This window comes from Ruminiclostridium hungatei, assembly GCF_002051585.1.
GTDB classification, from domain to species: domain Bacteria; phylum Bacillota; class Clostridia; order Acetivibrionales; family DSM-1351; genus Ruminiclostridium; species Ruminiclostridium hungatei.
In genome coordinates, this window is sequence record NZ_MZGX01000031.1 from 1 (window position 1) to 13562 (window position 13562).

5 protein-coding genes are annotated in these 13562 nt (G+C 42.5%); all 5 read left to right on the plus strand.

The features are described from left to right. Positions 1-643: 643 nt before the first annotated feature. The 5 genes from CLHUN_RS18925 to CLHUN_RS18945 all read left to right on the plus strand — a co-directional run bounded on the left by CLHUN_RS18925 (position 644) and on the right by CLHUN_RS18945 (position 13432). The gene (locus CLHUN_RS18925) at positions 644-4711 is read left to right on the plus strand and encodes a cohesin domain-containing protein (protein ID WP_080066193.1); all 4068 of its coding nucleotides are present in this window, start codon (positions 644-646) and stop codon (positions 4709-4711) included. Between the two features lie 129 nt (positions 4712-4840). Continuing rightward, a complete protein-coding gene (locus tag CLHUN_RS18930) occupies positions 4841-7000 on the plus strand; it encodes a glycoside hydrolase family 48 protein (RefSeq protein WP_080066194.1) in 2160 nt (719 codons plus the stop codon). 133 nt (positions 7001-7133) lie between these two features. Next, positions 7134-8513, plus strand: coding sequence for a glycosyl hydrolase family 8 (locus tag CLHUN_RS18935; protein ID WP_080066195.1), 1380 nt, complete (start codon positions 7134-7136; stop codon positions 8511-8513). 31 nt (positions 8514-8544) lie between these two features. Next, positions 8545-10677: a glycoside hydrolase family 9 protein gene (locus CLHUN_RS18940; RefSeq protein ID WP_080066196.1), complete on the plus strand. Its 2133-nt coding sequence runs from the start codon at positions 8545-8547 to the stop codon at positions 10675-10677. Positions 10678-10792: 115 nt separating this feature from the next. Further along, the gene (locus CLHUN_RS18945) at positions 10793-13432 is read left to right on the plus strand and encodes a glycoside hydrolase family 9 protein (RefSeq protein WP_080066197.1); all 2640 of its coding nucleotides are present in this window, start codon (positions 10793-10795) and stop codon (positions 13430-13432) included. The last annotated feature ends 130 nt before the right edge of the window (positions 13433-13562 follow it).

Sequence of the window (13562 nt, forward strand, 5' to 3'; positions counted from 1 at the left end):
ATACATATTCGAAACCACAATAAACTGTAAAATACTTTTAAAACACTTATTTAATCTTAAAATATTCATTCTTTCATCGACGACTTTTTGTAAAATACTACATAGAGCTGATGCATTTACACAAATTCCAAAAACAGTGCATTATTTAAACATTTCTTTTTTTCAAGCTATTGGTATAACTAAAATTCAATACTGCAGTACCTAAAGAGAACAACATGCTTATTGTGCCGCTAGATTTTGTTGTGAAGGGAGGGGCTTAACTTAAAGTTTTCATATAGGTTTTTTTTGGCTGCCAAAATTACCAATCATTTGAATATGCTTAATGTTAATGTTAAGTTTTTAAACTGCGAAAAAAATCTTTTGCTTTTTTATTTACGCGAATAATGTTAAATTTTGTAATCGATACAATTTTGAGCCAGTTATAATATTTTAAATATAACAAATATTGTAACTTTTATAGATTATAGATTATTTTTTACAATGATACAAAGAAAACCAATTGGCCAATAAATGTCAAGGAGGTGAAACTTATTCCGTGAAACGTTAAAGTAAAAGTTTTTGGCTTTTAATGTGAACACGGGTTTATTAAGGAATTACTGGCAGATGAGGTTTTCATGTAAATAAAAAAATTGGAGGTTTACAAATGCGTAGAAAGTCAATATCTTTATTATTGGCAATAATAATGTTAATTACATTATTAGGATCTCAGCTTACAGCATTCGCGGCTGATTCAGGCGTATCAGTGCAGTTTAATAATGGAAATGCAGCACCAGCATCAAATTCCATTTATGCAAAATTTAAGGTGACAAATAATACCGGGTCACCAATAAATCTTGCTGATCTCAAATTAAGATATTATTATACCATTGATGAAGAGAAACAGCAGAGCTTCTGGTGTGACCATGCAGGTATGATGAATGGGTATAATTATGTTGATGTTACAAGCAAAGTAACAGGCAAATTTGTAAAAATGACTCAGACTACAAGTACTGCAGATTACTACCTTGAGGTTGGTTTCGGAAGTGATGCAGGAACTCTGGCAGCAGGCTCATCTATCGAAGTTCAGACAAGAGCTGCAAGAGCCGACTGGTCAAACTATAACCAGGCAAACGACTATTCATATAAGCAGTCCGGTTCATATGTAGACTGGAACAATGTAACTGCTTATAAGGGCGGCAGCCTTGTGTTCGGTAATGAACCAGGGGGAACAACACCGGATCCCGTTCCGACTATAACTCCTACAACTTCATCTTTTGTGCAGGGAGCTGCAAATGATATTACTGTAGCCCTTACTCCAAACGGTGCAACCTTCAAGGGAATTACCGGCTTGACACAGGGAACCAACTACACAGTATCAGGCAACACAGTAGTAATTTTAAAGAGCTATCTTAATACACTGGCTGCCGGTTCAAAAGCACTTACTTTTGATTTTGGCGTGGCTAGTAATCCAGTATTGACATTGACAATTACTCCTCCTAATCCTTCAAATCTGGGAGTAACAGTAGGAACAGCAGCAGGTAAGCCAGGAGACGTTGTAACAGTACCTGTTACCTTCAGCAATGTTTCAAAAGCAGGTAATGTTGGAACATGTAACTTCTACCTGGGTTATGACACAAATCTTTTAGATGTAGCATCAATAGAAGCAGGTCCGATAGTTACCAATGCGGCAACCAACTTCTCAAGCAGCTACAGCAACGGAACAATCAGCTTCGTATTCCTTGACAATACAATAGGAAACGAGTTGATAAAGACCGATGGAGTATTTGCAAACATCAAGTTTACATTAAAGAGCACTGCTACCAAAGTAACAACTCCTGTTACAAATAAAACCGGCGGAGCTTTCGGCGACGGTAATATGAACAAGATAGCAACTGTTACAAAGACAGACGGTAGTGTTACCATTGATCCAGTTAACAATCCAAATCCAAGCATCACTCCTACAACTGCATCTTTTGTGCAGGGAGCTGCAAATGATATTACAGTAACCCTTACACCAAACGGAAATACCTTCAAGGGAATTACCGGCTTGACACAGGGAACCAACTACACAGTATCAGGCAACACAGTAGTAATTTTAAAGAGCTATCTCAATACCCTGGCTGCCGGATCAAAGAACCTTACTTTTGATTTTGGTGTAGCTAACAATCCTGTATTAGCAATAACTGTAACTTCAGTACCTGGTGGAAATCTGGGCGTGACAGTAGGAACAGCATCAGGCAAGCCAGGAGATGTTGTAACAGTACCTGTTACCTTCAGCAATGTTTCAAAAGCAGGTAATGTTGGAACATGTAACTTCTATCTGGGTTATGACACAAATCTTCTAGATGTAGCATCAATAGAAGCAGGTCCGATAGTTACCAATGCGGCAACCAACTTCTCAAGCAGCTACAGCAACGGAACAATCAGCTTCGTATTCCTTGACAACACAATAGGCAACGAGTTGATAAAGACCGATGGAGTATTTGCAAACATCAAGTTTACATTAAAGAGCACTGCTACCAAAGTAACAACTCCTGTTACAAATAAAACCGGCGGAGCTTTCGGCGACGGTAATATGAACAAGATAGCAACTGTTACAAAGACAGACGGTAGTGTTACCATTGATCCAGTTAACAATCCAAATCCAAGCATCACTCCTACAACTGCATCTTTTGTGCAGGGAGCTGCAAATGATATTACAGTAACCCTTACACCAAACGGAAATACCTTCAAGGGAATTACCGGCTTGACACAGGGAACCAACTACACAGTATCAGGCAACACAGTAGTAATTTTAAAGAGCTATCTCAATACCCTGGCTGCCGGATCAAAGAACCTTACTTTTGATTTTGGTGTAGCTAACAATCCTGTATTAGCAATAACTGTAACTTCAGTACCTGGTGGAAATCTGGGAGTAACAGTAGGAACAGCATCAGGCAAGGCAGGAGATGTTGTAACAGTACCTGTTACCTTCAGCAATGTTTCAAAAGCAGGTAATGTTGGAACATGTAACTTCTATCTGGGTTATGACACAAATCTTTTAGATGTAGCAGCAGTAGAAGCAGGTTCAATTGTAACCAACGCTGCTTCCAACTTCTCAAGCAGCTACAGCAATGGAACAATCAGCTTCGTATTCCTTGACAACACAATAGGAAACGAGCTAATAAAGACAGATGGAGTATTTGCAAACATCAAGTTTACATTAAAGAGCACTCCTGCTAAAGTAACAACTCCTATCACAAATAAAACCGGCGGAGCTTTCGGCGACGGCAATATGAACAAGATAGCAACTGTTACCAAGACAGACGGCAGTGTTACCATTGATGTAGGTCCTGTAAACAATCCAAGCATCACTCCTACAACTGCATCTTTTGTGCAGGGTAGTGCTTCCGATATAACAGTAACACTTACACCAAACGGAAATACCTTCAAGGGAATTACCGGTTTGACACAGGGTACTGACTATACGGTATCAGGCAATACAGTAGTAGTTAAGCAGAGCTATCTCAATACTCTGGCTGCCGGATCAAAGAGTCTTACTTTTGATTTTGGTGTAGCTAGTAATCCAGTATTGGCAATAACAGTTACTGCTAAGCCACAGGAAAACCTGGGCGTAACAGTAGGAACAGCATCAGGTAAGGCAGGAGATGTTGTAACAGTACCTGTTACCTTCAGCAATGTTTCAAAAGCAGGTAGTGTTGGAACATGTAACTTCTATCTGGGTTATGATGCCAATCTGCTGGAAGTAACCTCAGTAGCAGCAGGTCCTATAGTGACAAATGCAGCTTCTAACTTCTCAAGCAGCTACGGCAATGGAACAATCAGCTTTGTATTCCTTGACAACACAATAGGAAACGAGTTGATAAAGACAGATGGAGTATTTGCAAACATCAAGTTTACATTAAAGAGCACTCCTACTAAAGTAACAACTCCTATCACAAACAAAACCGGCGGAGCCTTTGGTGATGCCAACATGAGCAAGATAACAAATGTTACCAAGACAGACGGCAGTGTCACTATTGATGTTGGCGGTGTACAAACACCTTCCATCACTCCTACAACTGCTACCTTTGACAAGTATGTACCTGCTGACGTGGCAGTAACTCTGACACCAAACGGAAATACCTTCAAGGGAATTACCGGTTTGACACAGGGAACAGACTACACAGTATCAGGTAACTCAGTAGTAATTCTCAAGGGCTATCTGAGTTCACAGGCATTGGGAACAAAAGCTCTTACTTTTGATTTCGGTTCAACTTCAAATCCTGTTATCACTTTGACAATCAAGGATTCAAAGCCAGTGCCTACAGGCCTTGCTGTTACTATCGGAACAGCTACAGGTAAGACTGGTGACACTGTAACAGTACCGATCACCCTGGAAAATGTTGCTAAGATGGGTAATGTAGGAACATGTAACTTCTACATAACCTATGATCCGGCTCAGTTGCAGGCTACAGCAGTAACTGCAGGTACAATCGTTAAGAATGCACCTGTTAACTTCTCAAGCTCAATAAACAGCACAACCGGTACTATCAGTGTAGTCTTCCTTGACAACACCATAGGCAGTGAGCTGATAACCAGCGATGGAGTTATCGGAACAATTACCTTTAAAATTACTGGAACTACAAGCACCACCTCTCCTGTAAACTTCAAGACAGGCGGAGCTTTTGGTAACGGTTCTATGTCAAAGATTACTGATGTAACCTATGTAAACGGAAGCGTAAAGTATTAATTTATCAGAGACAGGAAGGAGCGGTCATACCAATATAAACTTTATAGTTGAATTAGCATGGCTGCTTCTTACTTAATAAGGTGGTTTACTCCACACATTAATATCTATTCAAAAAAGGAAGGTAAAAGTATGAGAAAAGGAATTAAAAAACTTGGTTCTGTCGCTATAGCAACCGCTATGACAGTATCATTGCTGGCTACAAGCGTATATGCTGCGGCACCGGCTGTAAATCCAGAATATAAGAGCCGTTTTGATACTATGTATCAAAAAATTAAGGATCCTTCAAATGGTTATTTCAGCACTGAAGGAATCCCTTACCACTCAATTGAAACTCTGCTGGTTGAAGCACCTGACTACGGACATGTTACTACCAGTGAAGCATTCAGCTATTATATGTGGCTGGAAGCAATGAAGGGTAGATTTTCAGGTGATTTTACAGGATTCGGAAAGTCCTGGGATATAGCTGAAAAGTATATAATTCCGTCATCACAGGATCAGCCCAATACAAGCATGAGCAAATACGATCCTAACAAGCCTGCAACATATGCTCCCGAATATGAGACTCCTAACCAGTATCCGGCGAAACTGGACACCGGAGCTCCTGTAGGAAAAGACCCAATTAGCAGAGAATTGGTTTCAGCATATGGTACTAACATGATATATGGTATGCATTGGATTCTTGATGTTGATAACTGGTATGGCTACGGCCAGAGAGCCGACGGAAAATCCAGACCGTCATATATAAACACCTTCCAAAGAGGTGAACAGGAGTCAACCTGGGAAACCATACCTCAGCCATGCTGGGATGGAATGAACTTCGGCGGTAAAAACGGTTATCTTGACCTCTTTACCGGAGACAGTTCATATTCAAAACAGTTCAAATATACCGATGCACCTGATGCCGATGCCCGTGCGGTACAGGCAACCTACTGGGCAGACGAGTGGGCAAAGCAGCAGGGTAAGGATGTAACCACATATGTTGGTAAAGCAACAAAAATGGGTGACTATCTGAGATATTCAATGTTTGACAAATATTTCAGAAAGATTGGTTCACCACAAACAGCCGGCACAGGTTATGACGCAGCTCATTACCTGCTCTCATGGTACTACGCATGGGGCGGCGGAATTGGTTCTGACTGGGCTTGGGTAATCGGCAGCAGCCATAACCACTTCGGATATCAGAATCCTATGGCAGCATGGGTACTGTCAACAGATGCAGCCTTCAAGCCTAAGTCACCTAATGGTGCAAGCGATTGGGGCAAGAGCTTGTCAAGACAGATTGAATTCTATCAGTGGCTGCAGTCAGCAGAAGGTGCTATAGCCGGTGGTGCAAGTAACTCAAAGAATGGTCGTTATGAAGCTTGGCCTTCATCAACTGCAACCTTCTATGGCATGGGTTATACAGAAAACCCAGTATATGCAGACCCAGGCAGCAACACCTGGTTTGGTATGCAGGTATGGTCAATGCAGCGTATGGCTGAATACTATTACCAGACAAAAGATGCAAAAGTTAAGAGCCTTCTGGACAAGTGGGCAAAATGGGCAAATTCAACAATACAGTTCAATGCTGACGGAACCTTCCAGATTCCTAGCACAATTGGCTGGAGCGGACAACCTGATACCTGGAACGGAACCTACACAGGAAATCCGAACCTGCATGTAACAGTTGTAAATTCCGGCACTGACCTTGGTGTTGCTTCCTCACTGGCAAATACTCTTGCCTACTATGCAGCAGCATCCGGTGATGTTACTTCAAAGACCAATGCCAAGAAGCTTCTTGACGGTATGTGGAAAAATTACCAGGACAGCAAGGGTATATCAATACCTGAAACTCGTAACGACTACCACCGTTTCCTGGATCAGGAAGTGTATGTACCTTCAGGCTGGACAGGAACAATGCCTAATGGTGACAAGATCCAATCAGGCATCAAGTTCATAGATATCCGTTCCAAGTACAAGCAGGATCCTGATTGGGCCAGAGTTGAAGCTGACCTGAAGGCAGGAAAGAGTCCTACAATGGTTTACCACCGTTTCTGGGCACAGAGCGAATTTGCAATAGCAAATGGTGTTTACGCTATATTGTTCCCTACAGATGATGTAATCGAAGTGCTTCTGGGAGACGTAAACGGTGACAAGTCTGTTGACGCTCTTGACCTTGCAGTATTGAAGAAGTACCTCTTGGACAGCACAACTACAATTAATGCAAAGAATGCGGACATGACTGAAGATGGAGTTGTTGACGCACTTGACCTTGCAAAATTGAAGATCAAGCTGTTATCAGGAGTCTAAGAAGTAAATATTAAATGAAATAACTGATTTGTAACCTTTCAAGTCCGGACATGTATATGCTGAAGTTTATTCCTGTACTGTCCGGGCTTATGGGTTACAGAGAAAATAATTGTTAAAGGTTTAAGGTGTAAGAATGATTAAAAAACTTAATTTCAAAAGACTCAAGGCACTTGTCATATCTTCACTCCTTTCACTGAGTATTGTAGCAGCGGCTATACCCGTTGGCGCAGCCACTGATAACATGCCTTTCCCCTATGACGCCAAGTACCCGTATGGTACCTTCAGCTCGCTGGCAGACAACCAGGCGTCGGCAGTACAGATGCTCAGGACGGAATGGGAACAGTGGAAAAGTGAATTTATTACTTCAAATGGTGCAAAGGGTTATAAAAGAGTACAAAGAGATGCTTCATCAAATTATGATACGGTATCCGAAGGTCTTGGATATGGAATGATACTTGCCGTTTATTTCGGTGAACAGCAACTGTTTGACGATCTCTACAGATATGTAAAGGTATTTTTAAATTCAAACGGATTAATGTCCTGGCATATTGATGCAAACGGAAATATTGTGGGTACCGATGGTGTGGGTGCCGCAACCGATGCGGATGAAGATATTGCTGTAGCTCTTGTTTTCGCACATAAAAAATGGGGCTCAACAGGGTCAATTGCCTATGAAACAGAAGCCAAGAATTACATTGGCAGGATTTACAACAAAATGGTTGAACCCGGAACCTATGTATTAAAACCGGGAGATACCTTTGGAGGTACCAACTGTACCAATCCTTCCTATTTTTCACCTGCATGGTACAGAATTTTTGCCGACTTTACCGGAAATTCTGCCTGGATAAATGTTGCCGACAAATGCTATGAGATTGTTGACAAAGCCAAGAACAGCAATACCGGACTTGTTCCTGACTGGTGTACAGCAAACGGAACTCAGTCAGGCACCAGGGGCTTCGATTTTAAATATGATGCCATAAGGTATCAGTGGAGAACTGCAATTGACTATAGCTGGTATGGAACTCCAAAGGCAAAAGCAAATTGTGATCTTATATCCAATTTCTTTAAGAACATTGGTGCGGCCAATATTAAAGATGGATATTCAATTTCCGGAAACCCCATAAGTTCCTATCACAATGCAACATTCGTAAGTTGTTGCGCTGCTGCTGCCATGACAGGCTCAGATTCAACCTATGCAAAGAGTATTTATAATGAGAACAACAAAGTAAAAGACAGTGGAAACTACTCATACTTTGGAAACTCCTTAAGGATGATGGTACTTCTGTATGTAAACGGCAACTTCCCAAACCTTTATAAAAGTGCTCCTCAAGCTGATTTAAAGGGTGATGTGAACAATGACAAGTCTGTTGATGCCTTGGATTTTGCCGAATTGAAGAAGGCCATTCTTACTCAGTCATATTCAAATATAAATACTGCAAATGCTGATATGAATAGTGATGGTAATATAGATGCCATTGATTTTGCACTACTAAAATTAAAACTTCTTAATTAATGGTGGTTAAACTTTTTTAGGAGTGATAAAAATGATTAATATTAAAAGAAAATTGAAGAAATTTGCCGGATTTGCACTTGCAGTATCCGTAATGACTTCATTGCTTCCTCAAAGTGTTACTATGGGAGCTGCTTCTACATTTAATTATGGAGAAGCTCTGCAAAAATCCATTATGTTTTATGAATTCCAACGCTCCGGTGCTCTTCCGGCGGACAAGCGGGACAACTGGAGAGGCGATTCAGGTTTGAAGGATGGCTCGGATGTAGGCTTGGATCTCACCGGCGGCTGGTATGACGCAGGCGATCACGTTAAATTCAACCTTCCTATGTCTTACACTGCTGCCATGCTTGCATGGTCGGTATATGAAGACAAGGCTGCCTACGATCAGAGCGGTCAGACAAAATACATCATGGATGCTATAAAATGGGCCAATGATTATTTTATAAAGTGTCACCCGTCGTCAGACGTATATTATTACCAGGTTGGTGACGGTGGACTGGATCACTCATGGTGGGGGCCTGCAGAAGTAATGCAGATGTCCCGGCCTTCATACAAAGTAACTGCTGCAAGCCCCGGCTCCGCAGTGTGCGCGGGAACGGCTGCTTCACTTGCTGCCGCTGCTGCAGTATTTAAAGCAAGTGATCCGGCATATGCTGAAAAGTGTTTGAAGCATGCCAAGGAATTGTTCGCAATGGCCGACGCGGCAAAGAGCGATGCAGGCTATAAGGCGGCTTCCGGCTTCTATACCTCGGGCGGCTTCTATGATGAACTCTCCTGGGCGGCAGTCTGGATTTATCTGGCTTCCAATGACAGCACCTACCTTGACAAGGCTGAGTCCTTTGTACCTAATTGGGGAAAGGAACAGCAAACAGACATTATCTCCTATAAATGGGGACAGTGCTGGGATGATGTTCATTACGGCGCGGAGCTGCTCCTTGCCAGAATCACCAATAAGGCAATTTACAAGGAAAGCATTGAGAGGAACCTGGATTATTGGACCACAGGCGTAAATGGAGAAAAAATAAAATATACTCCTAAGGGCCTTGCATGGCTTTTCCAGTGGGGTTCATTGAGACATGCCACCACACAGGCTTTCCTGGCAGGTGTTTATGCTGAATGGCAAGGCTGTACTCCATCAAAGGTTTCCACTTATAAGGACTTTATGAAGAGTCAGGTGGACTACGCTCTGGGAAGTACAGGAAGAAGCTTTGTTGTGGGCTTCGGACAGAATCCTCCTCAACACCCGCATCACAGAACTGCTCACGGTTCCTGGACAGATCAGATGAATTCTCCTACATATCACAGGCATACCCTGTACGGAGCGCTGGCCGGAGGCCCTGACAGCAGTGACGGCTATACTGATGAAATCAGCAATTATGTAAATAACGAGGTTGCATGTGATTACAATGCCGGCTTTACAGGTGCATTGGCAAAAATGTACAAGCAATATGGCGGAAATCCCATTGCAAACTTTAAGGCAATCGAAACCAAGACCAACGATGAAGTTATCATCAAGGCGTCCTTGAATTCAACAGGACCCAACTACACTGAAATAAAGGCCCTTGTTTATAACCAGACAGGTTGGCCTGCAAGAGTGACAGACAAGTTAACCTTCAAATATTTTATGGATCTTTCTGAAATTGTTGCAGCCAATGTAGACCCGTTAAGCCTTGTAACTACTTCCAATTATGCCGAAGGCAAAATAAAAGTATCCAAGGTGCTGCCGTGGGATACAGCTAAGAACATTTACTATGTAAATGTTGACCTGACCGGTGAAAATATTTATCCGGGCGGTCAATCAGCCTGCAGAAGGGAAGTGCAGTTCAGAATAGCCGCACCGCAGGGAACCAGCTACTGGGATCCCAAAAATGATTTTTCATATAAGGGATTACCTACCGGCAGTACGGTTGATACCGTCACAAATATTCCAATATATGACAACGGTGTGAAGGTATTTGGAAATGAACCTACCAAAGGTGAGGATGATTTCATTTTAGGTGATGCCAACAGGGACAAGAATGTTGATGCCTTGGATTATGCAGCAATAAAATCGTATCTGTTGAACGGTACTCCAAGTATCGACCTGAAGGCAGCCGATATGAACCAGGATGGAACAGTTGATGCTCTGGATATAGCATTAGTCAAGATATACCTGCTTAGGTAAATGGTATTGCTTTTAAAACCGGCAGTAAATGAATTAATTTTAAAGCCCGGGGCTTGACCAGGCTGGCGGCCCCACGCTTTAGATAAATTAAAATTTTTTTTAGGAGGTCTAGACAATGAGGTTTATCAACAAATTTGCGATGATTTTCGCAATAGTATTTACGTTGTCTGTGTGCTTTACTTCTTCAGCATTTGCACTTACAGGTGCCGGAGATATAATCCAAAATCACACATTTGACGGCAACGTAGGTCTTCCATGGCATGTGGTTGAATCTTATCCTGCAAAGGCAAGCTTCGAAATCACAGATGGCGGCAAGTACGTAATAAAAACTGAAAAGATCGGTGAAATGGGAACCGGTGAAAGATGGGATTTGCAGTTCCGTCACAGAGGACTTACCATTGAACAGGGACATACTTATACAGTACAGTTCACTGTAACAGCCGACAAGGATTGTAAAATTTATCCAAAGATCGGTGACCAGGGCGATCCATATGATGAATACTGGAACATGGATCAGCAGTGGCATTTCCTTGAGTTAAGGGCTAACCAGCCAAAGACTGTAACTCAGACCTTTACCATGAATAAAGGAACAAAGAAAAATTGTGAATTTGCATTCCACCTTGCTCCTGAAAAGGGCACAGTATCACCTGCAAATTACCAGCCTACAACCTTTACTTTTGATGATATCTATGTAAAGGATCCTCAATTCAAGGGCTATGAAGAAATTCCGCCCGAACCGACAAATGCTATCCGTTTAAATCAGGAAGGTTTCTTCCCTAACGCTGCTAAAACAGCAACTCTGGTATCCAGCTCAACTTCACCTGTGGCCTGGACACTGGTGAACAGCTCCGGAACAACAGTTGCACAGGGTACCTCCACTGTTAAGGGTGCTGACCATGCATCAGGTGACAAGGTACACATTATTGATTTTTCATCTTATACAACTCCGGGTACGGGTTACAAGCTGAAGGTTGCCTCAGCAGATGCTACACCACCTGAAAGTATGCCTTTCAACATCAGTAATGACATCTATACAAAGATGAAATATGATTCAATAAAGTACTTCTATCATAACAGAAGTGCCATTGAAATAAAAATGCCTTACTGTGACCAGGCACAATGGGCTAGACCCGCAGGCCATACAAGCGATATCCTGAAGCCTGATCCTACAAAGGATTACAAGGCAAACTATTCGCTTGACATTACAGGGGGCTGGTATGATGCCGGCGACCATGGCAAATACGTTGTTAACGGCGGTATTGCAACCTGGACTGTAATGAATGCCTACGAACGCGCTTTACATCTCAATGGTAACCTGACAGTTGCACCGTTTGCCGATGGTTCCATGAACATACCTGAAAGCGGAAACGGCTATCCGGACATACTGGATGAAGCACGTTACAATTTAAAAACCTTATTGAATATGCAGGTTCCGGCAGGAAACCCATTAGCCGGTATGGCTCATCACAAGGCTCATGACGAGCGTTGGACAGCTCTTGCAGTTCGTCCTGACCAGGATACAATGGCTCGTTATTTACAGCCCCCAAGTACTGCTGCAACCTTAAACCTGGCTGCAATGGCTGCACAGAGCTCACGTCTCTGGAAGCAGTATGATGCGGCTTTTGCTACCAAGTGTCTCACTGCTGCTGAAACTGCATGGACTGCGGCTGTAGCACATCCTGAGATTTATGCAACCATGGAACAGGGTCCTGGTGGCGGAGCATACGGAGACAATTATGTTCTGGATGATTTCTACTGGGCAGCTTGTGAACTGTATGCAACTACAGGCAGTGCAAAATATCTGGATTATATAAAGGCTTCACCTCATTATCTGCAAATGCCTACAGAATTGGTGGGCGGTGAAGACAATGGACTTACAGGTGCTTTTGACTGGGGAAATACAGCCGGTATGGGTACCATAACTCTTGCACTTGTACCAAGCAATCTCCCTGCTGCTGATGTAGCAAAGGCCAGAACTAACATTCAGGCTGCAGCAGACAAGTTCATCTCTATTTCAAATGCTCAGGGCTATGGAGTACCGATCGAGGAAAAAGTAATATCTTCTCCTTTTGACGGTTCATCTGTAACCGGATTCCCATGGGGATCAAATTCATTTGTAGTAAATGAGGCAATTGTAATGTCTTATGCTTATGAATTCAGTAACAGAACTAATGTAAAATATATTAACGGTGCGGCTACTGCTATGGACTATATCCTTGGACGTAATCCAAATGTTCAGAGCTATATAACAGGTTACGGCGACAATCCGCTGGAAAACCCACATCACCGTTTCTGGGCATACCAGGCTGACAACACCTTCCCGAAACCACCTCCAGGATGCCTCTCAGGCGGACCTAACTCAGGTTTGCAGGATCCTTGGGTTAAGGGTTCAGGCTGGAAGGCTGGCGTAAGACCTGCAGAAAAGAGCTTCATGGATAATATCGAGTCCTGGTCAACAAATGAAATAACCATCAACTGGAATGCTCCTCTTGTATGGATTAGTGCATACCTTGATGAACAGGGACCGAAAATCGGAAGTGCTGTAACAAGCAACATCGGTGACTTGAATAAAGACGGCGAAAAGGATGCAATAGACTTCGCCCTCATGAAGAAGTACCTGTTGACACAGGATTCAACCGGAATAGAAATAGCTGCTGCAGACCTAAATGCTGACGGCTCGGTTGATGCTGTTGACTACGCTCTGTACAAGTCATACTTGCTGGGAAAGATCACTAAGTTCCCTGCAGAAGGCTAATTATTAAGTAATGGATCTGGAACTATAGAAGGTCAGCTAATGATCTTCTATAGTTCTCTTTCCTGTTTATTTATAAAAACTATTACGCAAAGTGCAGTTTTACTAAAGGCACGGGATAAAACGCGGATTC

Bases quoted from the DNA above. Each gene is read 5' to 3' on its own strand.
- CLHUN_RS18925 (WP_080066193.1), top strand. From the start codon at position 644: ATGCGTAGAAAGTCAATATCTTTATTATTGGCAATAATAATGTTAATT.
- CLHUN_RS18930 (WP_080066194.1), top strand. From the start codon at position 4,841: ATGAGAAAAGGAATTAAAAAACTTGGTTCTGTCGCTATAGCAACCGCT.
- CLHUN_RS18935 (WP_080066195.1), top strand. From the start codon at position 7,134: ATGATTAAAAAACTTAATTTCAAAAGACTCAAGGCACTTGTCATATCT.
- CLHUN_RS18940 (WP_080066196.1), top strand. From the start codon at position 8,545: ATGATTAATATTAAAAGAAAATTGAAGAAATTTGCCGGATTTGCACTT.
- CLHUN_RS18945 (WP_080066197.1), top strand. From the start codon at position 10,793: ATGAGGTTTATCAACAAATTTGCGATGATTTTCGCAATAGTATTTACG.